Annotated in this window: 23 protein-coding genes and 1 tRNA gene; 8 read left to right on the top strand and 16 right to left on the bottom strand. The window is 63.5% G+C overall.

All coding sequences use genetic code 11. The features are described 5' to 3' along the window. Positions 1–29: 29 nt before the first annotated feature. Positions 30–1,664 carry an MFS transporter gene (locus tag K0M74_RS02520; RefSeq protein WP_293967553.1) on the bottom strand — a complete coding sequence of 545 codons (1,635 nt, stop codon included), beginning with the start codon at positions 1,662–1,664 and terminating at the stop codon, positions 30–32. A gap of 196 nt (positions 1,665–1,860) precedes the next feature. Here K0M74_RS02520 and K0M74_RS02515 point away from each other — a divergent pair, with 196 nt between their 5' ends. Then, on the top strand, positions 1,861–2,628 hold the full coding sequence (locus tag K0M74_RS02515) for a cyclase family protein (protein WP_293967550.1): 768 nt from the start codon (positions 1,861–1,863) through the stop codon (positions 2,626–2,628). A gap of 110 nt (positions 2,629–2,738) precedes the next feature. On the opposite strand, the gene K0M74_RS02510 is transcribed toward K0M74_RS02515, so the two are convergent. From K0M74_RS02510 to K0M74_RS02465, 10 genes are all read right to left on the bottom strand, one after another. Further along, a complete protein-coding gene (locus K0M74_RS02510; protein WP_293967548.1) occupies positions 2,739–3,146 on the bottom strand; it encodes an MAPEG family protein in 408 nt (135 codons plus the stop codon). Positions 3,147–3,258: 112 nt separating this feature from the next. Continuing rightward, positions 3,259–3,630 (bottom strand): tRNA-binding protein, encoded by a 372-nt coding sequence (locus tag K0M74_RS02505; RefSeq protein ID WP_293967545.1) that lies wholly within the window; start codon positions 3,628–3,630, stop codon positions 3,259–3,261. A 114-nt stretch (positions 3,631–3,744) separates the two neighbouring features. Further along, positions 3,745–5,751, bottom strand: coding sequence for an acetyl/propionyl/methylcrotonyl-CoA carboxylase subunit alpha (locus K0M74_RS02500; protein ID WP_293967542.1), 2,007 nt, complete (start codon positions 5,749–5,751; stop codon positions 3,745–3,747). After that, positions 5,751–6,143 carry a lysozyme inhibitor LprI family protein gene (locus K0M74_RS02495; protein ID WP_293967539.1) on the bottom strand — a complete coding sequence of 131 codons (393 nt, stop codon included), beginning with the start codon at positions 6,141–6,143 and terminating at the stop codon, positions 5,751–5,753. Before K0M74_RS02495 ends, K0M74_RS02500 begins: the two co-directional genes overlap by 1 nt. Then, positions 6,140–7,252: a biotin synthase BioB gene (gene bioB / locus K0M74_RS02490; protein ID WP_293967536.1), complete on the bottom strand. Its 1,113-nt coding sequence runs from the start codon at positions 7,250–7,252 to the stop codon at positions 6,140–6,142. The genes K0M74_RS02495 and bioB overlap by 4 nt, the downstream gene beginning before the upstream one ends. Further along, positions 7,249–9,396: a methylmalonyl-CoA mutase gene (gene scpA, locus K0M74_RS02485; RefSeq protein WP_293967533.1), complete on the bottom strand. Its 2,148-nt coding sequence runs from the start codon at positions 9,394–9,396 to the stop codon at positions 7,249–7,251. Before scpA ends, bioB begins: the two co-directional genes overlap by 4 nt. A gap of 11 nt (positions 9,397–9,407) precedes the next feature. After that, entirely contained in the window at positions 9,408–10,022 is a 615-nt protein-coding gene (locus tag K0M74_RS02480; protein WP_293967530.1) for a glutathione S-transferase family protein, read from the bottom strand. Next, positions 10,019–10,462: a methylmalonyl-CoA epimerase gene (gene mce, locus K0M74_RS02475; RefSeq protein ID WP_293967528.1), complete on the bottom strand. Its 444-nt coding sequence runs from the start codon at positions 10,460–10,462 to the stop codon at positions 10,019–10,021. Before mce ends, K0M74_RS02480 begins: the two co-directional genes overlap by 4 nt. Next, a complete protein-coding gene (locus K0M74_RS02470) occupies positions 10,459–10,746 on the bottom strand; it encodes a hypothetical protein (protein WP_293967526.1) in 288 nt (95 codons plus the stop codon). The genes mce and K0M74_RS02470 overlap by 4 nt, the downstream gene beginning before the upstream one ends. Continuing rightward, complete coding sequence (locus tag K0M74_RS02465) at positions 10,727–12,259, bottom strand: acyl-CoA carboxylase subunit beta (RefSeq protein WP_293700755.1); 1,533 nt, start codon at positions 12,257–12,259, stop codon at positions 10,727–10,729. Before K0M74_RS02465 ends, K0M74_RS02470 begins: the two co-directional genes overlap by 20 nt. 212 nt (positions 12,260–12,471) lie before the next feature. On the opposite strand from K0M74_RS02465, the gene K0M74_RS02460 reads away from it, so the two are divergent. Further along, on the top strand, positions 12,472–13,881 hold the full coding sequence (locus K0M74_RS02460; RefSeq protein WP_293967523.1) for a short-chain fatty acyl-CoA regulator family protein: 1,410 nt from the start codon (positions 12,472–12,474) through the stop codon (positions 13,879–13,881). A 33-nt stretch (positions 13,882–13,914) separates the two neighbouring features. Here the strand turns inward: K0M74_RS02460 and gor are convergent, their stop codons facing one another. Both gor and pgi read right to left on the bottom strand, forming a co-directional pair. Further along, the gene (gene gor / locus K0M74_RS02455; protein WP_293967520.1) at positions 13,915–15,261 is read right to left on the bottom strand and encodes a glutathione-disulfide reductase; all 1,347 of its coding nucleotides are present in this window, start codon (positions 15,259–15,261) and stop codon (positions 13,915–13,917) included. 211 nt (positions 15,262–15,472) lie between these two features. Further along, the gene (gene pgi, locus K0M74_RS02450; RefSeq protein WP_293967517.1) at positions 15,473–16,978 is read right to left on the bottom strand and encodes a glucose-6-phosphate isomerase; all 1,506 of its coding nucleotides are present in this window, start codon (positions 16,976–16,978) and stop codon (positions 15,473–15,475) included. A 202-nt stretch (positions 16,979–17,180) separates the two neighbouring features. On the opposite strand from pgi, the gene lepB reads away from it, so the two are divergent. Genes lepB through K0M74_RS02430 form a run of 4 tightly spaced genes read left to right on the top strand, consistent with a single transcriptional unit; the run spans position 17,181 to position 20,085 of the window. After that, positions 17,181–18,065: a signal peptidase I gene (gene lepB, locus K0M74_RS02445; RefSeq protein WP_293967514.1), complete on the top strand. Its 885-nt coding sequence runs from the start codon at positions 17,181–17,183 to the stop codon at positions 18,063–18,065. Further along, the gene (rnc, locus tag K0M74_RS02440; protein WP_293967512.1) at positions 18,062–18,742 is read left to right on the top strand and encodes a ribonuclease III; all 681 of its coding nucleotides are present in this window, start codon (positions 18,062–18,064) and stop codon (positions 18,740–18,742) included. Before lepB ends, rnc begins: the two co-directional genes overlap by 4 nt. Beyond that, positions 18,739–19,632, top strand: coding sequence for a GTPase Era (era, locus tag K0M74_RS02435; RefSeq protein WP_293967509.1), 894 nt, complete (start codon positions 18,739–18,741; stop codon positions 19,630–19,632). The genes rnc and era overlap by 4 nt, the downstream gene beginning before the upstream one ends. 12 nt (positions 19,633–19,644) lie before the next feature. After that, entirely contained in the window at positions 19,645–20,085 is a 441-nt protein-coding gene (locus K0M74_RS02430; protein ID WP_293967506.1) for a hypothetical protein, read from the top strand. A 5-nt stretch (positions 20,086–20,090) separates the two neighbouring features. Here the strand turns inward: K0M74_RS02430 and K0M74_RS02425 are convergent, their stop codons facing one another. The 3 genes from K0M74_RS02425 to K0M74_RS02415 form a co-directional block, all read right to left on the bottom strand. After that, positions 20,091–21,215, bottom strand: a complete 1,125-nt coding sequence (locus K0M74_RS02425) for a lipase family protein (protein WP_293967503.1) — start codon at positions 21,213–21,215, stop codon at positions 20,091–20,093. 153 nt (positions 21,216–21,368) lie between these two features. Further along, entirely contained in the window at positions 21,369–22,976 is a 1,608-nt protein-coding gene (gene tig, locus K0M74_RS02420; protein ID WP_293967501.1) for a trigger factor, read from the bottom strand. A 100-nt stretch (positions 22,977–23,076) separates the two neighbouring features. Continuing rightward, positions 23,077–23,161, bottom strand: a tRNA-Leu gene (locus tag K0M74_RS02415). A 167-nt stretch (positions 23,162–23,328) separates the two neighbouring features. On the opposite strand from K0M74_RS02415, the gene K0M74_RS02410 reads away from it, so the two are divergent. Together K0M74_RS02410 and K0M74_RS02405 are read left to right on the top strand one after the other, a co-directional pair. After that, positions 23,329–23,550 (top strand): hypothetical protein, encoded by a 222-nt coding sequence (locus tag K0M74_RS02410; RefSeq protein ID WP_293967499.1) that lies wholly within the window; start codon positions 23,329–23,331, stop codon positions 23,548–23,550. A gap of 154 nt (positions 23,551–23,704) precedes the next feature. Next, entirely contained in the window at positions 23,705–25,393 is a 1,689-nt protein-coding gene (locus K0M74_RS02405; RefSeq protein ID WP_293967498.1) for an amidohydrolase, read from the top strand. The last annotated feature ends 5 nt before the right edge of the window (positions 25,394–25,398 follow it).

Genomic DNA, 25,398 nt, shown 5'->3' with positions numbered 1-25,398 from the left:
GGGTTCGCGGACACCGCCAATGGGGTCGATCAGGCCGCGGGCGGCGGCGCGGAGGGTGCCTTGTCCCACTGCCCCTCGACCGGATCCTTCAGCATGAACGCGGTGACCAGGAAAGCGACCAGCACCACAAACCAGGTGTACCACAGCCCCGAATAGGCGTTGCCGGTCTTGGCGATGATAAAGCTCGCGATCAGCGGCAGGAAACCACCGAAATAGCCGGTTCCGATATGATAGGGAATCGACAGCGACGAATAGCGGACATGTGGCGGGAACATCTCCGACAACAATGCCGCGACCGGGCCATAGGTGAAGCCCGACAAGGCGCTGAGCCCGAGCAGCGCGAGGAAGATCACCACAATACTGCCCCAGCCCGGGATCTGCTTGGCGAAATCATAACCGCTCGCCTCCAGCGCGGGTTGCAGCAACGCCGGGTCTTCGCTCGCCACCTCGCGGTCGCCGATGCGGATCGTGACGCTGTCAAAGCGGCTATCGTTCGCGGTGACGGTGTAAGGCACACCCAACTTGGTCAGTTCGCCCAGCGTCTTGCCGCACGCGGTTTCCTGTTTCTGCGCAAACGGGTCAAAGCTGCACTGCGATCCAGTAACTGTCACCGGCGCACGTGCGGCGGCAGCCTGCAACGACGGGTTGGCAACGCTGCCCATCCACCAGAATAGCGGGAACAGCAGCACCAGCGTTACGCCATAACCCCAAACGATCGGCTTTTTGCGCCCCATGCGATCGGACAAATGCCCCGCCCAGATGAAAAAACCCATGCCGACCGCCGCGGCCACACCGACGATAATCTCGGCTGCGGTATCCTCGACCTTCATCGGTCCCTTCAGGAACGACAGGCCAGAGAACATTGCGGTGTACCAGATGACGGTCAGGCCCGCGGCGATGCCGAACAGCGCGATAAAGATGCGCCGCGGGTTGCCGGGGTAGGTGAAGCTCTCCTTCAGCGGGTTTTTCGCCAGTTCGCCCTGCGCCTTCATCGCCTGAAACACCGGGCTTTCGGACAGCTTGAGCCGCATCCACAGCGAGATTGCGAGCAGGATCAGCGACAAGAGGAACGGCACGCGCCAGCCCCAGCTTTGCCAGACGGCATCGGGCATCAGCGCCTTGCACCCCAGCACAACAATCAGGCTGAGCACAAAGCCGCCGACGACGCTCGCCTGGATGAAGCTGGTATAGAAGCCGCGCTTTCCGGGCGGCGAATGCTCGGCGACATAGACCGCCGCACCGCCATATTCGCCGCCGAGCGCCAGCCCCTGCAACACGCGCAGCAGGATGACGATGATCGGCGCCGCAATACCGATCGTCGCCGCCGACGGGATCATGCCGACCCCCGCGGTGGCAACGCCCATCAAGGTGACGGTGACGAGGAAGGTATATTTGCGCCCCAGCCTGTCGCCGAGAAAACCGAACAACACCGCGCCGAGCGGCCGAAACCCGAAGCCGACCGCGAAACCCGCCCACACGAGCAGCGTTTCGAGTGTCGCATTGTCGCTGGGGAAAAACGCCTTGCCGATGATCGCGGCGAGGGTGCCGTAGATGAAGAAATCATACCATTCGAACACCGTCCCCGCCGACGAGGCGGCGATGACCATGCGGATTTCTTTTTGCGTCGGTTGATAAGCGGCGCCCGCGGCACTGGCTTCGGTCATATATTTCTGGCTCCCCCACCCGTTCGGGCTTCTTTCTTTTCCGTTCGTATCGAGCGAAGTCGAGATGCCTCGCGCGCATGGACGACGCAGGGTGTCTCGACTTCGCTCGACACGACCGGTTCCGCTACGTCTACTTGTGTCACGCCGTCGCGCAAGTCTTCTTGGCGCGGCGGCATTCCGGTGGCAGACTGCGCAAATGCAGTTCATCGACCTGTCAATCCCGATCACCAACGACGTCATCTCCGACCCGCCGGTGATGCGCCCCAACATCACCTATATGACCCATGACAATACATGGGAGCAGATCGCGATGTTCTTTCCCGGGCTGACGCGCGAAGACCTGCCCGATGGCGAAGGCTGGGCGGTAGAGATGCTCTCGCTCAGCACCCACAATGGCACGCATATGGACGCGCCCTGGCATTATCATTCGACCACCGACAACGGCACGACCCCGGCGCCGAGCATCGACGAAGCCCCGCTCGACCTGTTCTTCCGTCCCGGCGTCAAGCTGGACTTCTCCGACCGCCCGCATGGCCATGTCGTCAGCGGCGCCGAAGTCGCGGCCGAACTCGCCCGCATCGACCACGACCTGCAACCGCTCGACATCGTGCTCGTCCAGTCGGGCGCGGCGTACGGCACCGACAATTTCACCGATCAGGGCTGCGGCATGGGCGCCGAGGCGACGCTATATCTGACGGAACGCGGCGTGCAGGTCGTCGGCACCGACGCGTGGAGCTGGGACGCGCCATTCAGCCACACTGCCAAGCGCTGGGCCGAAACGCGCGATCCGTCGATCATCTGGGAGGGCCATAAGGCGGGGCGTATTCGCCCTTATTACCAGATCGAAAAGCTGACCAATCTGGCGGCGATCCCCGCGACAGGCTTCACCTTCAGCTGTTTTCCGGTTAAGATCGAACGCGCGAGTGCGGGGTGGATCAGGGCGGTGGCGCTGGTCGATGAATAGACCATCGCCCCGGCGAAGGCGGGGTCCGCAATCAAGCTACTCGGTGTCGCCGGACAAGGCCCACAACGGCCCTCGCCTTCGCGGGGGCGAAGATTGGTTTCGTCTGGTCGCTACAAATTCACCGTCACCAGCATCCAAAACGTCCATCCCACCAGCACCACCAGCGTGACCCATGTCGCCATTACCCCGATCTGGCGCGTCACCGGCGCCTTGCCGGGGACGCTCGGCGCGTGCAGCCCGGCGATATGCGCGACGCGGCCGATCAGGAACAGCGCGCCGATGACCATCAGCGCCATATGATTGACGCGCGCGGTCTCCAGCAGGCCGAGCAGGATGACGACGATTGGCGCATGTTCGGCCAGGTTGCCGTGGCTGCGGCTCGCGGCGATCAGCTTGGCGTCGCCATGATCGCCGAACGCGGCTTTCAGCCGCAGGCGCTGGCGGACCGTCAGCATCGCGGTGAACAGCAGCAGTAGTGCGCACACGGCGCCAACAAAGGCGGTTACCGGCAAGGTCATGGTGTCTCTCCCCCCAAGCTTCGTCGTCGCCGTCTTTGCGAGCGCAACGAAGCCATCCAGCGCGATTTACGCTAATCTGGTTCGCTTCGCTACGCTCGCAATGACGATGGCGTCAAAATAGCCGCGATCCGTCGGGCACCCGCACGTCGGGCGCGAACAGGATCACGGCTCCGTTCTCGTCGGCAAAGCCCAATGTCAGCACTTCGGACAGGAATTTGCCGATCTGGCGCGGCGGGAAATTGACCACCGCGGCGACCTGGCGCCCGACCAGATCGTCCAGCGCGTAACGATCGACGATCTGGGCGCTGCTCTTTTTCACGCCGATCGCGGGACCGAAATCGATCTTCAGCTTGAACGCCGGTTTGCGGGCTTCTGGGAAGACCTCGGCATCGACAATCGTCCCGATCCGAATGTCGACTTTCAGGAAATCGTCGAAGGTGATGGCGTCGGCCGCGGGGGCATCGGTATCGTGCGAGACGTGCATCTGTCCAAGCTCCGTTCAAGCCGCGTCCCTGCCAAGGCAGGGGCCGATCTCCGGTCGGCTCGAGATTGGACCGACCGGAGATGGGGTCCTGCCCATGCAGGAGCGCGGGCCGGGTTACTCCATCTCCAGAATCACGGCGTCGACCGCCAGGCTGTCGCCCTGCGCCGCATTGACGCTCTTCACCGTCCCCGATTTTTCGGCGCGCAGGATATTCTCCATTTTCATCGCCTCGACCGTCGCCAGCGGCTGCCCCGCCTCGACCTTGTCGCCTTCGCCGACATGCAGCGCGACGAGCAGGCCGGGCATCGGGCAGATCAGGAAGCGCGACAGGTCGGGCGGGATCTTTTCGATCATATGCCGGGTCAGCGGCGCCGCATGCCACGGCAGCACGCGCACATCATGGATGCGACCGCGCGTCGTCATCCGCCAGCCGGAGCGCGTCTTCGCGACCTTGACCGCAAGTTCGCTCCCGTCGATCTCCGCAATCACCAGCCGGTCGCCCGGCGTGTATTCCAGCGCGATGTCGAGCTTGTCACCGTCGACCTTGATATGCTTGTGGCCCAGCTTCACCTTGTGCTCGGTCCCGCCAACGGTGACCTGCCACTTGGCGGGCGGGTCGAGCCGGTCGCCGAGCTGGCCGTCGGTGCGCCGCGCGCGGTCGGCTTCGGCTGACGCCATGAAGCCCGCGATCGCCGCCAGCGCGCGAACGATATGATCCTCGGTCGCGGCGCCGTGGAAGCCTTCGGGATATTCCTCGGCGATAAAGCCCGTCGTCAGCTCGCCGGAACGAAAGCGCGGGTGCTGCATGATCGCCGACACAAAATCGATATTGTGGCCGAGTCCTTCGATCTCGAACCGATCGAGCGCCGCGATCTGCTTGTCCGCAGCTTCGTCGCGCGTTTCGCCCCAGGTCACCAGCTTGGCGATCATCGGGTCGTAGAAGATCGACACCTCGCCGCCCTCCTCGACCCCGGCATCGACGCGCACGCCATCTTCGCCTCTTTCGTTGCCCGCCCAGGCCGGTACCGGCGTGCGATAGCGCACCAGCCGTCCGGTCGACGGCAGGAAACCGCGGTACGGATCCTCGGCGTAGACGCGGTTCTCGATCGCCCAGCCGTCGATCTTGATGTCGTCCTGCGTCATGCTCAGCTTTTCGCCCGCGGCGACGCGGATCATCTGCTCGACCAGGTCGATGCCGGTTATCGCCTCGGTCACCGGATGCTCAACCTGCAGCCGCGTGTTCATTTCGAGGAAGTAGAAGCTCTCGCCCGTCGGGTCGGCACCCGAGACGATCAGCTCGACCGTCCCCGCGCTGTAATAGCCCACCGCTTTCGACAGCGCGACGCACTGTTCGCCCATCGCCTTGCGCATCTTCTCGGTCACGAACGGCGACGGCGCTTCCTCGACCACCTTCTGGTGGCGCCGCTGGATCGAACATTCGCGCTCGTTGAGATACAGCACATTGCCGTGCTGGTCGCCGAGGATCTGGATCTCGATATGGCGCGGGTTGAGGATGAATTTCTCGATAAAGACCCGGTCGTCGCCGAAGCTGTTCAGCCCCTCGCGCTTCGTCGCCTCGAATCCTTCGCGGACGTCCTTTTCGTCATAGGCGAGGCGCATGCCCTTGCCGCCGCCGCCCGCCGACGCCTTCATCATCACCGGATAGCCGATCTCGTTCGAAATCCGCACCGCATGTTCAGTGTCGTCGATCTCGCCGACGAAGCCGGGGACGACATTGACCCCCGCTTCCTTCGCGAGCTTCTTCGACTCGATCTTGTCGCCCATCGCGGCGATCGCGTTCACCGGCGGACCGATAAAGGCGATATTTTCCTTCGCCAGCGCCTCGGCAAAGCTGGTGCGTTCGGAGAGGAACCCATAGCCCGGATGCACTGCCTCGGCGCCGGTCGCCTTGCACGCAGCGATGATCTTGTCGGCGACCAGATAGGATTCGGACGCAGGCGACGGCCCGATATGTACCGCTTCATCGGCCATCTGAACAAAGGGCGCGCGCGCGTCGGCGTCCGAATAAACGGCAACGGTCGCGATGCCCATGCGGCGCGCGGTCTTGATGACGCGGCAGGCGATTTCGCCGCGGTTGGCGATCAGGATTTTCTTGAACATCAATATTCCTCGACAAGTGCCTGGAGTTCGGCGGTCCGCGCCTTGGTCAGTCGGGCCATGCAGCCGCTGTGCAGCATCGGCGCCATGCTCCCCCCGCGCGCCGCAAAGCCTTCGTTCAAGCAATGCTGGTCGCGGTATGTCAGCCACGCGCGCTGCGCCGCGAGCAAGGCGTCATAATGGGTGGGCTGGGTGTCGTAACTGCGGTCGATCGTCTTGTCGCGCTCACGCATCTTCGCGACGGTCGTCTTCCACTGCACGTTGAGCGCAACGTCGGCGATCTCATATTCCTTGCCCGCGCAATAGTTCATCTCGACCTGATAGCGCGGGTTATCGCAGTCGATCGATGGATCGTCTGCGGTCGCGGCAAGCAGCAGGAGCGCCGAGAATATCACTCCGCCGCCTCCATCTGCGCGCTCTGCCGCATCGGCTCTTCGCTCTCCATCGGCCGCAGCCCCAGCTTTGCAAACAACGCCGCATCCTTGCTGTCGCCCGCATTCGCCGTCGTCAGCAGCTTGTCGCCGGTGAAGATGCTGTTCGCGCCGGCCATGAAGCAGAGCGCCTGCGTCGCCTCGGACATGCTCTCGCGCCCCGCGCTCAACCGCACCATGCTCAGCGGCATCGTGATGCGCGCGACGGCGACAGTGCGGACGAATTCGATGTCATCGATCTTGGCGAGCGGGGTGTCCGCCAGCATGTCGCCGAGCACGGTCCCCTTCACGGGCACCAGCGCGTTGATCGGCACGCTGCCCGGATGTTCGGGCAGGGTCGCGAGCGCATGAATAAATCCGACGCGGTCGGCGCGCGTCTCGCCCATGCCGACGATACCGCCCGAACAGACGTTGATCCCGGCGCTCCGCACTTCTTCCAGCGTGTCGAGCCGTTCCTGAAAGGTCCGCGTCGTGATGACATTGCCGTAATTTTCCGGCGAGGTGTCGATGTTATGGTTGTAATAGTCGAGCCCCGCGACTGCCAGCGTCTGCGCCTGCTCCTTGCTCAGCATCCCCAGCGTCATGCAGGTTTCCATACCCATCGCGCGCACGCCTTCGATCATCTCGACAATCGCCGGCATGTCGCGATCCTTGGGATTGCGCCAAGCGGCGCCCATGCAGAAGCGCTGCGACCCCGAATCCTTCGCCTGCGCCGCGGCTTGCAGCACCGCGCGGACATCCATCAGCTTGGTCGCCTTCAGTCCGCTGTCGGCGGACTGGGACTGCGAGCAATAGCCGCAATCCTCAACGCAGCCGCCGGTCTTGATGCTCAGCAGAGTGCACAGTTGGATCTCGCCGCGTGCATGGTGGCGGCGATGGACGCTTTGCGACTCCCACATCAGTTCGTCGAACGGCAGGTCGAACAGGGCAGCAATTTCGTCGCGGGTCCAGTCGGTGCGCGCTTCTTCCGTGCTGCCCGGCGAAAGCCGGGGTTCAGGGCGGTTCAGAACCGCCGGTGCCATGTCGCTCTGGGCCCCGGCTTGCGCCGGGGAACGGGTCGTATTCAGGTTCACGCAGCTTCTCCAATCGGCGGCATATTATGCCCCAGCAAGCGCAGCACGTCCGCTGCACATTCCACGACATTCGATCCCGGCCCGTAAATCCCCTGCACTCCGGCATCGCGCAGGAAATCATAGTCCTGCGGCGGGATCACCCCGCCCGCGATGACCTTGATGTCGGTACGGCCCGCTTCGCGCAGCTTGTGGATAAGTTCGGGGATAAGTGTCTTGTGCCCCGCCGCCAGGCTCGACGCGCCGACGACGTCGACGCCGCTGTCAAGCGCCAGCACTACCGTCTCGTCGGGGGTCTGGAACAGCGGTCCCGACACGATGTCGAACCCCATGTCGCCGAACGCCGATGCGATGACATTGGCGCCGCGATCATGGCCGTCCTGCCCCATCTTGGCGACAAGAAGCTTGGGTTTACGGCCCAGCCGCCGGGTGACCGCCTCGACCCCATCCACCACCTGCGCCCAGCGCGCATCGCCCTCATAGGGCGCAGCATAGACACCCTTTACCGGGGTCGGCTGGGTGCCATAACGGTCGAAGCTTTCCTCCATCGCCGACGAAATCTCGCCCAGCGTCGCGCGTGCGCGCGCCGCTTCGACCGCGAGCGCCAGCAGGTTGTTCTCGATGCTCGACGGCTTTGCCGCGCCCTCGCGCAGCGCCGTCAGCGCCGCCTGACACGCCGCCTCGTCGCGCTCGGCCTTGGTCTTCTTGATCCGCGCGATCTGCCCCTCGCGCACCTTGGCATTATCGACCTCGAGCGTTTCGAGCAGATCCTCGTCTTGTCTGCGATATTTGTTCACCCCGACAATGACATCGTCACCGCGATCGACCCGCGCCTGGCGGGCAGCCGCCGCGGTTTCGATCATCGCCTTGGGCCAGCCCGCCGCGACCGCCTTGGCCATGCCGCCTTCGGCCTGGACGCGGTCGATGATTTCCTGCGCCTTGTCGACCAGCTCCTGCGTCAGCGCCTCTACATAGTAACTGCCACCGAGTGGATCGACGACCTTGGTCATCCCCGTCTCTTCCTGGATCACGATCTGGGTGTTGCGTGCGATGCGGGCAGAGAAATCGGTCGGCAGCGCGATCGCCTCGTCGAGCGCGTTGGTGTGCAGCGACTGGGTGCCGCCCAGCATCGCCGCCATCGCCTCGATCGTCGTGCGCATCACATTGTTGTACGGATCCTGCTCGGTCAGGGAGACGCCCGACGTCTGGCAATGCGTGCGCAGCATCTTCGACCGCTCATCCTGCGCGCCGAGCGTCGTCATCGCGCGGTGCCACAGCACCCGCGCCGCGCGCAGCTTGGCGATTTCCATGAAGAAATTCATGCCGATCGCAAAAAAGAAGCTCAGCCGCCCGGCGAACTTGTCGATGTCGAGGCCCGACGCGACGCCATATTTCACATATTCCATGCCGTCGGCGATGGTGAAGGCCAGCTCCTGCACCTGCGTCGCGCCGGCTTCCTGCATATGATAACCCGAAATCGAGATGCTGTTGAACTTGGGCATCTCGCGCGACGTGTAACCGAAGATGTCGCTGATGATCCGCATGCTCGGTTCGGGCGGGTAGATGTACGTGTTGCGGACCATGAACTCCTTCAGGATGTCGTTCTGGATCGTCCCGTCGAGTAGCTTGCGATCGACCCCCTGCTCCTCGCCCGCAACAATGAAGAACGCCAGGATCGGGATCACCGCGCCGTTCATCGTCATCGACACCGACATCTGGTCGAGCGGGATGCCATCGAACAGGATCTTCATATCCTCGACGCTGTCGATCGCGACCCCCGCCTTGCCGACGTCGCCGGTGACGCGCGGATGGTCGCTGTCATAACCGCGGTGGGTGGCGAGGTCGAAGGCGACGCTGAGACCCTTTTGCCCGGCAGCGAGGTTGCGGCGATAGAAAGCGTTCGATTCCTCGGCGGTGGAGAAACCCGCATATTGCCGGATCGTCCACGGCCGCCCCGCATACATCGACGCGCGCACGCCGCGAGTGAAGGGCGCGAAACCGGGCAGGCCTGGGTCGGTGGTCACATCCTCCGCCGTGTAGAGCGGCTTGACGTCGATCCCCTCGGCGGTGTGCCAGGTGAGGTCTTTGCCTTTAACTTCCTTGGCGGCAGCGGCGGCCCATTGGTCGAGGGAGGGTTTGTCGGTCATGATCTTTGCTTTCAAGCCTTCGCGCTGGGGCGAGCCGACACGCGGTCGTGCCATGCGCGCAAACGGGCGAGGTCTTCGGGGAGCGGGATGCCGACGAACGCGGCAAAATCTATGGTTGTGAGCAGCAGGATATCCGCCATGCTAAACGCATCACCCGCGAGCCATGGCGACGATCCAAGTCCAGCATCGCACATCGCAAAGGCGTCGAGCGCGCGCGCGCGATTGCTCTCGCCATATTCGGGAAACCGCTGGGTCGGCAGTCGTGCAGTAAACGGGTGAGTGTGGACCCATATCTTGCCGATCGGCTCCATCACCATCAGCTCAATGCGGCGAATCCACATTTCGATCACGCCGATTTCGGCAGGCGTGGTGCCGAACAGCGGGGTGCCCGGATGCAGCGCCTCAAGATAGCGGCAGATCGCGACGCTCTCAGTGAGCACTGTCCCATCGTCCAGCTTCAGCGCCGGGGTCTGCCCGCGCGGGTTGATCGCGAGATATGCTGGCGCCTTATGCTCCCCCGCGACAATGGAGATCGTCTCGCTCGGGAGGTCGATACCCTTTTCGGCAGCGAAAATGCGAACGCGGCGCGGGTTGGGAGCGGGATTGGGAGTGTCGTAAAAGATCATTGGTGATCGCCCTTCGGCGTCTCCATAATCTCGGTCAGCACCCCGCCCATATCCTTTGGGTGGAGGAAGAATATCAACGTCCCATGCGCCCCGATCCGCGGCTCACCCAGCACCCGCTTGCCCATCGCCTCGAACGACGCCTTGGCCGCGTGAATATCGGGCACTTCGTAACAGAGGTGATGCTGCCCCCCTGCCGGGTTCTTCTCCAGAAACCCTGCGATCGAGGTGTTGCCGGGCAACGGCTCGACCAGCTCGATCTGCGTTCCGTTCAGCGCCCCATCGGCACCGGGCGTATCGACAAAACACACCTTCACCCCCTGCTCAGGCAGGTCAAACGGCTCGTGAATTTTCGTCGCGCCCATCACGTCGCGGTAAAAGACGATGCTATCGGCAATCGACGGCGTCGCAACGCCGATATGGTTGAGGCGGCCTAGTTTCATTGAGCACTCCAAATTTCGCCGGGTTTCATCAGCCCCTCACGCCAGGCATTGAGCTCGGCTTCACACTTCGTCAGCACGCTGCGTAAACCGCTCAAATCGAACTCCGCCTTCCAGCCATCAGAATCGAAAAGCTCGCTCGTTTCACCTGCGGGATTCATGGAAATGTCGAATAACACATGGCCATCCAACATGACCTCGACCCCAATGATGTCGGGATCATTCGCCGATACGAACTGATAACTCAGTTGATCGACGCCGATCGGTTCAGAGTGGAATATTGTCATGCTTCTTCCACGGGTTCTCGAGCTGCTTGTTCCGCAGTTTCCGCAGCCCCAGCGCGATCCGCTTGCGCGTGTTGTGCGGGTGGATCACCTCATCGATATATCCGCGCGATGCCGCGACAAACGGGTTGGCGAATCGGTCCTCATATTCCTTCGTGCGCTGCGCGATCTTTTCGGGGTCGCCGATGTCGCTGCGGAAGATGATCTCGACCGCGCCCTTCGCGCCCATCACCGCAATTTCGGCGGTCGGCCAGGCATAGTTCAGGTCGCCGCGCAGATGCTTTGACGCCATCACGTCATAGGCGCCGCCATAGGCCTTGCGGGTGATCACCGTGATTTTCGGCACCGTCGCCTCGGCATAGGCGAACAGCAGTTTTGCGCCATGCTTGATGATGCCGTTGAACTCCTGCGCGGTGCCGGGCAGAAAGCCGGGAACATCGACGAAGGTGATGATCGGGATTTCGAACGCATCGCAGAAACGCACGAAACGCGCTGCCTTCTTCGACGAATTGATGTCGAGCACCCCCGCAAGCACCAACGGCTGGTTCGCGACGATGCCGATCGTCCGCCCCTCGATCCGCCCGAATCCGCAGATGATATTGCCCGCATGCGCCGGCTGCACCTCGAAGAAATCGCCCTCGTCGACCGTCTTGCGGATCAGCTCGTGCATGTCATAGGGCTGGTTCGCGTTGGGCGGGATCAGCGTGTCGAGGCTGGGCTCGGCGCGGTCGAACGGATCGCTCGTCGGGCGCACCGGCACCCCGCTGCGGTTGTTTTCAGGCAGATAGTCAAAGAAATCGCGCGTCGCGAGCAGCGCCTCGATGTCATTCTCGAACGCGATGTCGGCGACCGAGCTTTTGGTCGTGTGGGTAATCGCGCCGCCGAGTTCTTCTTGCGTCACCACCTCGTTGGTCACCGTCTTGACCACATCGGGGCCGGTGACGAACATATAGCTGCTGTCTTTGACCATGAAGATGAAGTCGGTCATCGCCGGGCTGTAAACCGCCCCGCCCGCGCACGGCCCCATGATGAGGCTGATCTGGGGCACCACCCCCGACGCCAGCACGTTGCGCTGAAACACCTCGGCATAGCCGCCCAGCGACGCGACGCCCTCCTGAATGCGCGCGCCGCCGCTGTCGTTGATCCCGATGATCGGCGCCCCGACCTTCATTGCATTGTCCATGACTTTCATCATCTTCTGCGCGTGGCGCTCGGACAGCGACCCACCGAACACGGTGAAATCCTGGCTGAAGACATAGACGAGGCGGCCGTTGATCGTGCCCGATCCGGTGACGATGCCATCGCCGGGGATGATCTGGTCCTGCATCCCGAAATCGGTGCAATTATGCTCGACATAGGTGTCGAGTTCTTCAAACGAACCCTCGTCGAGAAGCACATCGAGCCGCTCGCGCGCGGTCAGCTTACCCTTGCTGTGCTGCGCATCGATGCGCTTTTGCCCGCCGCCCAAGGCAGCGGCGGCGCGACGGCGTTCCATTTCGGCGATATTGGCGGACATTCGGCTCTCCCAACGCACTTCAAAGTTTCGTCTGCCCGCTAAAGGCTCGCCAAGCAAATGCGAATTTGCAAAGTTGCAAAGTAATTGTTAGCAAAGTAGGACTGAATTCAAATCCGGTCGTGCTGAGCTTGTCGAAGCACCACTCTTTTTTTGATGCCGTCAGAAAAATGGCCCATCGACAAGCTTAGGGCGAACGGAGTGAAAGGCACTTCATGACCCGCAACCGCATCTTCGCAGGCGCTCGCCTTAAAGCCCTCCGCCAAGACCGCGGCATCAAACAGGCCGAGTTCGCCGCCGCGCTTGCCATCTCTACCTCCTACCTCAGCCAGATCGAGCATGACGACCGCCCTCTTACTCCGGCCTTGCTCGACCGCCTGCAAAAGCTGTTCCCTCTCGAATGGGAGGAAGTCGCCGCCGACGCGGGCGACCGCCGCGCCGGGGCGCTCCGCGAAGCCGCCGCCGACCCGCTGTTCGCCGCATCCCCCCTGCCACCCGAGCAGCTCGAACGCGCCGCGCTGCAACAGCCGCAGCTTGCCGACCAGTTCGTCGCACTCCACGCCGCCTATCGCCGTGCCGGTCAACGGCTCCAAATCATCGACGAGGCGCTGACCGGCGGCACCGCCGAGGGAAGCCGCCTGCCGTGGGAAGAGGTGCGCGACTGGTTTCACGACGCGGGCAATTATGTCGACAGCATCGACCGCGCCGCCGAGGCGCTGGCGGGGCAGCTGCGCGGCAAAGACCCATCCCCGTCCATCGAGACGATTGAGCGGCGGCTGCGCGATGCGCTCGGCATCTCGATCGTCTATACCCAGACTCAAAGCCTGCGCGATTTCGATGCGACGATGCGCCATCTGGTGATCGATCCGTCGCAGCCCGCGGAAAGCCGCCGCTTTCAGCTGGCGCATCAATTGGCCGCGCTGGCACTGGCGCACGAGATTGCGGCGGTAGTCGAGGCCAGTCCGCTCCGCACGGCCGCGGCCCGCCAACTCCTCCACGTCGGCCTCGCCAACTATGCCGCGGGCGCGGTGCTGATGCCTTACGCCCCCTTCCGCGCCAGCGCGCGCGCCGTGCGCCACGACATCGACCGGCTGCGGATGGACTATGGGGTCAGTTTCGAACAGGCCTGCCACCGCCTCTCGACCCTCCAGCGCCCCGGCGCGCGCGGCATTCCGATGTTCTTCTGCCGTGTCGACATGGCGGGCAATATCACCAAGCGGCACAGCGCGACGCGGCTGCAATTCGCGCGGTTCGGCGGCGCCTGCCCCTTGTGGATCGTCCACGAAGCCGCAGCGATCCCCGACCGCATCCTGTTCCAGCTCGCCGAAACGCCCGACGGTTTGCGCTATGTGTCGATGGCCAAGGGATTGGTGAAACCGTCGGGCAGCTATGCGCGCAGCCCGCGCCGCTATGCCGTCGCGCTGGGATGCGAGGCGCAATATGCGGGGGACTTCGTCTATGCCGACGGGGTCGACGTCGCCGCCCCGCAAGCCGCGACGCGGATCGGTCTGTCATGCCGCATCTGCCCGCGCGACGACTGCGACCAGCGCGCCTTTCCGCCGAGCGATCGGCCGATTCTGGTCGATCCGGATCGGCGCGATGTGGTGCCGTACCGGATTGGGTAATCTTCTCCCTTCCCGCAAGCGCGAGGGGGGCTTTTACTTAAACAACACCAGTTCTTCCGCCATGCTCGGATGCAATGCCACCGTCGCGTCGAAATCGGCCTTGCTCAGCCCGGCCTTCACCGCGACCGCCGCCGCCTGCAAAATCTCCGGCGCATCGGGCCCGATCATGTGCAGCCCGACGACCTGATCGGTCGCTTCATTGACGATCATCTTGTACAGCGCGCGTTCGTTGCGGCCCGCGAGGACATTCTTCATCGCGCGGAAATCGCTCGTGTAAACGCGGACGGTGCCGAGCTTGTTGCGCGCCTCGGCTTCGGTCATCCCGACCGCGCCGATCGGCGGGTGGCTGAACACCGCGCTCGGGACATTGGCGTAGTCGACGACCGTCGGCTTGCCACCGAACACGCTGTCGGCAAAGGCTTGCCCTTCACGGATCGCGACGGGGGTCAGCTGGATCCGGTTGGTGACGTCGCCGACCGCATAGATGCTCGCGACCGACGACTGGTTCGTCTCATCGACCTGGATCGCGCCTTCCTTGTCGAGTTCGACCCCGGCATCTTCCAGCCCCAGCCCCTTGGTGTTCGGCACGCGGCCCGCGGCAACCAATACGATGTCGGCGTCGATCGGATCGCAATTGCCCAGATGGACGGTTAGCGAACCGTCTTCCTTCTTTTCGATCGACTCGAACGGCGCGTTGAAGCGAAATTCGATGCCCTTGGTCATCGAGATTTGCAGCAGGCGGTCGCGGATCTGCTCGTCATAACCACGCAGGATCGTGTCGCCGCGGTTGACGATCGTCACCTTGCTGCCGAATTCGTTGAAGATCCCGGCAAATTCATTGGCGATATAGCCGCCGCCAGCAATCACGACGCGCTTCGGCAATTTGTCGAGGTGGAACACTTCATTCGAGGTGATTGCATGTTCGCTGCCCGGAAATTCGGGGACGAAGGGCCAGCCGCCAGTCGCGATCAAAATGCGTTCGGCAGAGATTTCCTGGCCATCGGCCAGCCGCACCTTCTGCGGCCCGATGATCGTCGCGCGCGTTTTGAACAGCGTGACTTTGTGATTATCGAGGGTCTGGCCGTACAGCCCTTCGAGCCGGGTGACTTCCGCCAGGACATTGTCACGCAGCCGGTCCCAGTCGAACTTGCAGTCGGGCACGTCCCAGCCGAAATGGCGCGCGTCCTTCAGATCTTCGGCGAAATGCGCGCCGTACACGAGCAGCTTCTTGGGCACGCAGCCCCGGATGACGCAAGTACCGCCGACCCGATGCTCCTCAGCCACCGCAACGCGCGCGCCGTGCGAGGCGGCGACGCGCGAGGCGCGGACCCCGCCCGACCCGGCACCGATGACAAACAGGTCGAAGTCGAAATTGCTCATATGGGAGACCCCTGAAATGGAATTGGCTGGCATTCGCAGCCCGCGCCTATGTGGTTACGCGGTGCCGCGATGCCAATCGATTTTTGCGCTTACAGTGATGGGGCGTTGCCGCAATCCCTTCGTCATTGCGAGGGAAGCGAAGCAATCCAGGGGCGGCCTTGCGCCTCTCTGGATTGCCGCGTCGCCTTCGGCTCCTCGCCAATACGAAGCACTATACTCCCAACGCAGCAGTCATCAGCGCCTGCGTTGCAGGGTCGAACTCCACGGTTCCCTCAGCCAGCCCCTTCGCCATCTCCTTGCCCAGTTCGACCCCGAACTGGTCGAACGGGTTGATCCCCAGCAGTGCGGCATTGGCGAACACGCGATGCTCGTAAAAAGCGATCAGCGCGCCCAGCGCGTGCGGGGTCACCTGATCGAGCAGGATCGTCGTCGATGGACGATCGCCCGGATAGTTACGCGCGCCATCGTCGCTCTGGCGTCCGGTCATCAGCGCCGCCCCCTGCGCGATACAATTGGCGACGAGAGTTTCGTGATGCGCGTCGTCGAGCAGATGGTCGGGCTCGCGGGCGACGACGAATTCGACGGGCACCAGGTTTGTCCCCTGATGGAGCAGCTGGAACACCGCATGTTGCGCATCGGTGCCGACGCCGCCCCAGGTGATCGGCGCGCTATGCTGGGTCAGCGGCTTGCCATCGAAGGTCACCGACTTGCCATTCGATTCCATCTCCAGCTGTTGCAAATAGCTGGGCAGCAGCCGCAGCCGCTCGTCATAGGCAAACACCGCGCGCGTCTGGCACCCCAGCCGGTTGGCGTAAAGCTGATCGACAAAGGCGGCGAGAAGACCGATGTTATCGGCGCCATGGGCGAGACGGAAATGCCGGTCCATTTCCGCCGCGCCTTCGAGCATATCCTCAAACGCATCCCAGCCCAGCGCGAGCGCGGCGGGGAAACCGATCGACGACCATAAAGAATAGCGCCCGCCGACGCTCTCGTTGAACGGCAGGATACGCGTCTCGTCGATCCCCCATTCAATCGCGCGTTCCGGGCTGGCGGTCAGCGCGATGAAGCGGCCGAGCGGATCATTTACCCCCGCCTCATCGAGCCACTGCAACGCGGAATTGGCGTTCATCAGCGTTTCGGTGGTGGTAAAGGTCTTTGAGGCGACCGCAACCAGCGTATGTTCGGGGCTGAACTTGGCGAACACCTCGTCGAGCGCGGCGCCATCGACGTTCGACACCACCGCAACGTCATAGCGGTTGCTGTGGCGTCCCAGCGCATCGACGAGCAGGTCGGGGCCGAGCGCCGATCCGCCGATGCCGATGTGGAGCAAATGGCGGATCTCGCCGAATGCCCCCGCCTCGATCGCATCGATCATCATCCGCATCCGCTGGTGCAGCGCCTGCGCGCGGTGGACCGAGTCGGGGGCGCCATCGCCGCGTTCGGCGCTATGTTCGGCGGCGCGATTCTCCGTCGGATTGGCAATGCCGCCCGAAAACAGCGTCTTGCGCCGCCCGTCGAAATCCTGCGCTGCCGCAAGGTCGGACAGGATTGCCACCGCCGCATCGTCGAGATGGGTCTTTGCGAAATCGAAGCGGATGTCCGCAACGCTGCGCACCAGCGCCTGCAACCGCGCGTCCGGATCAGCGGCGACCAGGTCGGTCAGTTTCTGCGGCTGCCAGTCGGCGAGTGCCTGCCAGGTTTGGTCGGCGGTGGGCATGCGAAAGTCCTCTAAAGTCCGTTCCTGTCGTGCGATATCGAGACACCGGGAGGGCATGCGCCACCTATGGGTGTCTCGACATCGCTCGATCCGAACGGAGGTGAGATGTCGGCCCTTCTCTAGGCCTCCCACCCTCGCGACACCAGCGTCATCCGCCGATATTTGCTTGACGTGGCAACCTATTCATCGCCAATGCCGCGGCATGACTGAAGCCAGCTTTACCGCCGATAACGCGCCCGCCAGCCCGTCTGCTCCGACCCCTGCGCCGGCGTCGGCAAAGGAAGAGGCCGTCGATACCGTCCGCTTCCTCGCGCTGCTCGCGATAGCGGTGCTGATTTTCCGCAGCTTTTTCCTGTCGCCGTTCAACATTCCATCGGAATCGATGCAACCTCGGCTACTGATCGGCGACTATCTTCTCGTCAACAAGATGGCCTATGGCTATTCGAAATACAGCTTGCCGTTCAGCCTCCCGCTGATCCCCGGCCGCGTTTTCGCGCGCACCCCCGAACGCGGCGACGTCGCGGTGTTCAAGGCGCCGCCGAGCGCCGACAATGATTATATCAAGCGCGTCATCGGCTTGCCGGGCGACAGCGTGCAGGTGAAAGACGGCATCGTGTTGCTCAACGGCACGCCGCTGAAGCGCGAAACCATGCCCGATTTCGTCATCCCGGTGACCGCAAACATGGTCGAAGCATCGCGCGCGATGGGCACCCTGCCCTGCTACTCGATGGAGTTTGAGGAAGTCGCCCCCGACGGCCAGCGTCAATGCCGATATAAACAGTATCGCGAAACGCTCCCCAGCGGCAAAAGCTATGCGATCCTCGACATCGCACCGATCGCCGAGGACAACACCCCGCTCGTCGTCGTTCCCGAAGGCCATTTGTTCATGATGGGCGACAACCGCGACCGCAGCGCCGACAGCCGTTTCCCGGCGATGGAAAATCAAGGGATAGGCCTCGTTCCCTTGGAAAATCTGGTCGGCAAGGCGCTGGTCGGGATGTTCTCGACCGACGGATCGGCAAGCTGGATCAACCCGATCAGCTGGTTCACCGCAGCGCGCTGGAGCCGCATCGGGGACGGTTTTTGACCGATAAGCTCGACACCGGGGCGCTCGCCGAAATCCTCGGCAGCACCCCGGACGATCTGGCGCTGTACGAACTGGCGCTGACCCATGGCAGCACCGGGCGCGCAGATTATCAGCGGCTGGAGTTTCTGGGCGACCGCGTCCTCGGCCTCGTCATCGCGTCCGAACTTTACGCGCGCTATCCGCACGCGAGCGAAGGCGAGATGTCGTCGCGGCTGCATGTGCTGGCTTCGGGCGCCACCTGCGCCGCAATTGCGCAGCGGCTGAACCTCACCGACCTGATCCGCTTTGGCGCGCAGGCGCGTAACGACGGCGGTCGCTACAGCGACAATATCGCCGCTGACGCGATCGAGGCGCTGATCGGGGCGCTCTATCTCGATCAGGGTGTCGATGCGGCGCGGACCTTCATCCTCGCGCATTGGGGCGACATGGTCGACGGGCAGGCGGAGGCGCCCAAGCACCCCAAGGCGGCGCTGCAGGAATGGGCATTGGCGCGCAAACGCCGCCCGCCCGAATATGAAATCATCGCGCGCGAAGGACCGGACCATGCGCCGCGCTTCCGCGTCGCGGTGAGCATCGGGAAGCTCGCGCGCGCCGAGGCCGAAGGCACCAGCAAACAGGCGGCCGAAAAGGCCGCAGCGGCGACATTGCTCGCCGAACTCGAAGGAATGAAATTATGACCCACCGCTGCGGATTTGTCGCCGTCGTCGGCGCGCCCAACGCGGGCAAATCGACGATCGTCAACGCGCTCGTCGGCCAGAAGGTCGCGATCGTCAGCCCCAAGGCGCAGACGACGCGCACCCGGCTGATGGGGGTCGCGATGGACGGCGAAACCCAGATCGTGCTGATCGACACCCCGGGCATCTTCGCCCCCACCCGCCGCCTCGACCGCGCGATGGTCGCGGCGGCGTGGAACAGCCTCGACCAGGCCGAAGCGATCCTCGTCATGATCGACGCCGCGGCGAAGCTCGGCGAGCGCGCCGAGCGCGTGCTGCAGGGGATCGAGGGGCGGCCCGAAAAGAAGTTCCTCGTGCTCAACAAGGTTGACCTGACCCGCAAGGATAAGCTGCTGACAACCGCGACGACGCTTAACGAGCGCGTTAAATTCGACGAAACCTTCTTCGTCTCGGCGAGCACCGGTGACGGCGTTCCCGAACTCAAGGCGACGCTGGCGAAGCTGATGCCCGAAGGGCCGTGGCATTTCCCCGAGGACGAGGTTAGCGACGCCCCCGAACGCATGCTCGCCGCCGAAATCACCCGCGAACAGCTTTACCGCCAACTCCATGAAGAGCTGCCGTACCAGTCAACCGTCGAAACCGAAAAATTCACCACCCGCCCTGACGGCAGCGCCGAAATCCACCAGCAGATCCTGGTCGCCCGCGACAACCAGCGCGCGATCATCCTGGGTCACAAAGGCGAACGGATCAAGGAAATCGGCAGCAAGGCGCGCGCCGAGCTCGGCGAATTGCTGGGGCGCCCGGTCCACCTTTTCCTGCACGTGAAAGTCAAGGCGAACTGGGACGAAGACCGCAGCGTCTATCGCGACATGGGGCTTGATTGGGTGGATTAGAGGGGACGACATATGCGGCGTCCGCCTTCAATTATCAATTTCGAGCGCAGCTTTTGGGCATCGACCCTGACCGGAGTGGCTAGTTTTGCCCTTCATTGGCCGACCATGATGGAGGCACTGAAGAGCGATCCACGTCTTTCGTCGTCGGTTGACGGTGCAGCGATTGGAGTCGCCCTTGCTATCGGCTTCAGTTTGGCACTCAGCCTGCTTCTTTGGTACCTGATCTCGAGACGGGCGAGCAATATCACAAAGTGGATTTATGTCGTAGTGATGGGATTTGGTGTCATCGCCGCGTTCACATCGATCAATGATCCCATGCCTTCCACCGGTTTCGCGCTCGCCATTTCGCTCGCAGGTACGGCGCTGACCGCGCTATCAATCTATTTCCTGTTCCGTCCCGACGCTCGCGCCTGGTTCGCAAAGGAAACCATCGACCAGAAAGTTTTCGATTAGTTTCGCTAAACCCGCCGACAATCATTCGGCGCTGGGTTGCCGTCGAAGCGTGACGTGATCCAGCCGATTGTTTCCTGCGCACTTTCGCGGGCGCTGTTGCCATGATCGCCCGTCATGTCGATCCAGCGGACACCCGTCCCCCGCCGGCACACCGCCTTGGCGAACTTGCGCGTGACCGAGGACGCGACAATCGTGTCGTTGCGGCTCTGCGCGATCAGCAGCGGCCCCGGCACCCGCGCCGCATCGACGCTGTTGGCGCGCGCGAAGCTGCCGAAGGGTTCAATCTTCGCGATGTCCTTGTTCTTCGTCGCGCGGACGATGGTCAGAATGCCCAGGATCGTGCCGAACTTGGGCTTCTTGTCGAGGTTCACGCAATTATTCTGCGCTAGTCGAGTGATGATCCCCTGATTGGTGCGGTTGGCGACGCCGTCCATCGAAAAGCCATACAGGGTCGACCAACTGTGCAGGGTGAAGGACAGCAACAGCGCACGAGCATTCTTGTCGCTGCCGTCGCGCAGATTGGCGGCGAGATCGGTCGGCGGCGCGGCGGCGGCCGTCGCAATCAGCGTGAGGTCGGGGGCATAGGAACGCGCTGCCGTCGCAGTCCACAACGCGGCGTGGCCGCCCTGCGATTCGCCCCACACGGCAAAGTCGCTGCCCGCCGCTGCGCCCGCAATTTCGCGCGCTGCACGCACGCCATCGAGAACCGAATGGGCGGTGTCGGGTCCGACGAGGAAGGGGTGCATCGTCGGACTGGCGAGGCCGATATAGTCGGGCGCGACAACGACATAACCGCGACTGACTGCGTCAATCGCCGCAGTCGCGGAAAAGAAGCTCGGGCTGAGCGAGGGTGCGCATTTTTCGGCGACGCCCCACGCGCCGTGGGTCCAAGCGATGACGCGGCGCGGGCGGGACGGAATCGCCTCCATCGGCGCCGCAACGATGCCGGTCACGGCCAGCGGGACGCCGCTCTGATTACTTGTCAAATATTGCACCCGCCACGCCTGCACCCCGGCCGGAGTGTCCTGGATCGGTGCGGCCGAAATCAATCGGCCTGGCTGCTGGGCTTCCGTGGGCATCGACACGGCCGCCGAAGCGGCAAGGACGAAGGCGGCAATCACATGGCGCATGGCACAATCTCCCCGATACGCGTCGGTATCACGGCCCGCCGCCCACGGGAATGCCATCTTGCCAGATCGAATCTGACCGCCCGATCGCGAGCCAACGCAAAAAAGGCCGGGGAGAAATTCCACCCGGCCTTTTTGCTCGGCTTCTTGCGAAATCTATTTCTTGGCAGCGGCCTTCTTCGCAGGCGCCTTCTTGGCCGCAGGTTTTTCAACCTCCGTTTTGTCCGGGGCAGCCTTCTTTGCCGCAGCAGGCTTATCTTCGGTCTTGGCTTCTGCCTTCTTTGCCGGTGCCTTCTTGGCGGGGGCGGCCTCGGCGGCGTCTTCCTTCACGTCAGCCTTTTTGGCTGCGGGCTTTTTCGCTGCCGCCTTCTTGGCCGGCTTGTGGTCGTGATCATGATCGTGGCCACAGCCCGGGCCGTGGACATGGCCGCTATCGTCATCGGCTTCGATCGCCGCTTCCAGTTCCTCGCGGGTGGTTTCGCGGTCGCTGATCTCGGCCTTTTCGAACAGGAAGTCGACGACCTTATCCTCATAAAGCGGAGCGCGGAGCTGCGCCGCAGCGAGCGCGTCCTGCTGGACATAGTCCATGAAGCGGCCGCGATCTTCGGGGCGATACTGCTGCGCCGCCTGCATGATGAGCCGCTGCATTTCCTGCTGCGAAACCTGCACGCCATGCGCCTGGCCGATTTCGGACAGCAGCAGACCCAGACGGACGCGGCGCACCGCGATCGCGTGATAATCGTCGCGGTCGGCTTCCAGCTCGGCCTTCGCCGCGACGGGATCTTCTTCGATTTCGACTTCCTGCTCCAGCTGCTGCCAGATCTGCGCAAATTCCGCCTCGACCATCGTCGGCGGCACGTCGAAATCATGGCTAGCGGCGAGCTGGTCGAGCAGCTTGCGCTTCATATAGGTACGCGTCAGGCCGTTCAGTTCCTGCTCGACCTGATCCTTCATCAGCTCTTTGAGCTTGTCGAGGCTTTCAAGGCCGAGCGACTTGGCGAACTCATCGTCGATCTTCGACGCTGCCGGAACCTTCACTTCCTTTACCGTCACGGCGAATTCGGCTTTGGCACCCTTCAGATTCTCGACCGGATATTCGGCGGGGAAGGTCACCTTGACGGTCTTCGCGTCGCCGACCTTGGCGCCAATCAGCTGGTCTTCGAAACCCGGGATCAGCTGGCCCGAACCGATTTCGACCGCCATGTCTTCACCGGTGCCGCCATCAAAGGCGACGCCGTCGACGCTGCCGGCAAAATCGATGATGACCTGGTCGCCGCTTGCGGCCTTCTTGGTCTTCGGCGCTTCTTCGAAGCGCTTCATCTGCGCGGCAAATTCTTCGATCTTGGCCATCACCGCCTTGTCGTCGGTGGGAACGGTCAGACGCTCGAGCTTCAGCCCGTCGATCGACGGGGTCTTGATGTCGGGCAGCACTTCGAGTGCGACGGTGACTTCGGCGTCCTTGCCGGTTTCATAACCATCGGCCAGCGTGACCGCGGGCTGCAACGCGGGACGCAGCTTTTCCTTGGCCATCAGGTCGCGAACCCCGGCGTCGATCGCCTTGTTCAGCGCGTCGGCCGACAGCGCGGGGCCGTGCATCTTGCGGATCAGGTTCGGCGGCACCTTGCCGGGGCGGAAGCCGGGCATGCGCACGGTCGGCGCCATGCTCTTCACCTCGTCGTCGACGCGGGCGTCGATGTCCTTGGCGGTGATGGTCACGCGATATTCGCGCTTCAGGCCTTCGTTCAGCGTTTCGACGGTCTTCATTGCCTTGGTCTTATCCTTGCTCAAAATCTCGTAACGATGAACCCCGGCCACATGGCGGGGTTCCCCTATCCCGGTTCCATCCCCAGCAGATCGTCGGAACTGGTGCGGGCGAAGGGACTCGAACCCCCACATCTTGCGATACTGGTACCTAAAACCAGCGCGTCTACCAATTCCGCCACGCCCGCAGAGGCTTTCGGCCGGGTGCACAAAGCCGCGCGCTGTGCCGCGCACGCCCGTGCGGGCCGCGCGGGGCTATAGCAGACGCGCCGCCGAGGGCAAGGGCACAAAGCCCGACATTTCTGCGGGGGAACGCGCACCGCGCCCATTCGTTGATAAGGCAAGGAGAGCCCATATGACCTTTGCATCCAGCCTGAACGTTCGCGCCACTGACCCCTTCCCCAAACCCAAGCCTGACACCATCGAACCAATGGCGCCGCCCGAGCATCCGGTGCAGCCGACGCCTCAGGAAGACCCCGCGGGTCAGCCGATGGAGATTCCCGGCAATCCGGGCGGCGGCGGCGATATGACCGAGCCCGGCCGCGGCCCCGACGAAGTGCCGCCGCAGCAAGTCTAATTCGCGCTCGCGCATACCCGAGCTCAGCAAGGCAATCCAGGGCGGTATAATCCGCGCTGGGTTGCTTTGCTGCATCAGCGACAATGATGGGTTGCATAGAGAGACTTGACCTCCGCCCTCCCCGACCGCCACCATGCGCGCCGGGGAGAGACATATGAGATTATCGACCGGCATCGCCGCGCTGCTGTTGACCATCGCCGCGCCCGCCAGCGCGCAAGATAGCGCGACCCTCTATCACGGCGGACCGATCATCACGATGGACGGCGACGAGCCGCACACGGTCGAGGCGGTCGTGACGCGCGATGGCCGCATCGCCTTCGCCGGGTCCGAAAAGGAAGCCCGCGCCGCTGCGGGCCGGGATGCCGCCGTCCGCGACCTCAAGGGCGCGGCGCTGCTCCCCGGCTTCATCGACGCTCATTCACATTTCACCGTTGCGACAATGAGCGCGGGCGGGCTCGACCTGCGCGACAAGGCGCACGGCGCGATCACTGATATTCCGGGCGTTCAGGCCGCTATTCGGAGCCATGTGGCTCGCAGCCCCGCCAAACCCGGCGGCTGGACCACCGTCTGGCAATTCGATCAGGAGGTGCTGGCGGAGAAACGCTACATCAACCGCGCCGAACTCGACACGGTCGCCCCCGACCGACCGCTTGTCGTCCTCCACGTCTCGCTCCACGGCGCCGTCGCGAACAGTGCGGCACTGAAGGCTGCTGGCATCCACGAGGCCACCCCCGTCCCGTCCGGCGGGATGATGCTGCGCGACGATACGGGCAAGCTCAATGGAGTGCTGCTCGAAAAGGCGATGTTCCTGCTGCTCGCCAAAATGCCGCAGCCGAGCGCCGAGCAGAAACTCGCCGCGCTCGACGCCGCGCAAAACGCCTATTTCGCTGAAGGCTACACCCACGCGCAGGACGGTGCGACGCTGCCGCCCGACATCGCGTTCCTGACCAGTGCCGCGGCGCGCGAACGGCTCAAGATCGACCTCGCTCTCCTCCCCTTCTCGACCGGCCTCGACGCGCTGCTCGCCAATCCGGACCTGAAATTCGGCGCCTATCAGGGGCATGTGAAATTGCAGGGGATCAAGTTCGTCCTCGACGGATCGGTGCAGGGGCGCACCGGATTCTTCACCCGCGATTACCAGCGCGGCAGCCCCGAAGGGTACCAGCCCTGGCACGGCGAACCGATCCTATCCGAAGCCGACTTCATCGCGCAGGCGAAAAAGGTTCACGACCGCGGCTGGCAGCTGTTCGTCCACGCCAATGGCGACGCCGCGATCGACATGGCAATCCGCGGCTTCGATGCGCTCGGCATCACCGCCGCCGACAACCGCCGCCCGGTCGTCATCCATTCGCAATTCCAGCGCCGCGACCAGCTGCCCGCCTACGCCCGCATCGGCGTCGGCCCGGGCTATTTCTCGAACCATGCGTGGTATTGGGGCGACGTCCACCGCACCAATTTCCCCGCCGAGGTCGTCGACTTCATCAGCCCGCTCCGCTCGGCACGCGCCGCGGGGCTGACGCCGTCGAACCACAGCGACTATAGCGTCACCCCGCTCGACACGCGCTTCATGCTGTGGACGTCGATGGCGCGCATTTCGCCGACCGGCATCGTCAGCGGACCGGACGAGCGCATCGACGCCTACGCCGCGTTACAAGCGCTCACCACGGGCCCGGCGTGGCAAATCTTCGAGGAGAACCGAAAAGGCCGGATCAAGGCGGGACTGCTCGCCGATTTCGTCATTCTCGACCGGAACCCACTGACGACGCGCGTTGATGACATCAAGGACATCAAGGTCCGCGAAACGATCAAGGAGGGCCGCAGCGTCTGGCACGCGACCAACTAGGCCCT

It is taken from the genome of Sphingopyxis sp., from assembly GCF_019459305.1.
Taxonomy (GTDB): domain Bacteria; phylum Pseudomonadota; class Alphaproteobacteria; order Sphingomonadales; family Sphingomonadaceae; genus Sphingopyxis.
This window is presented reverse-complemented; position numbering and strand designations above follow the sequence as displayed.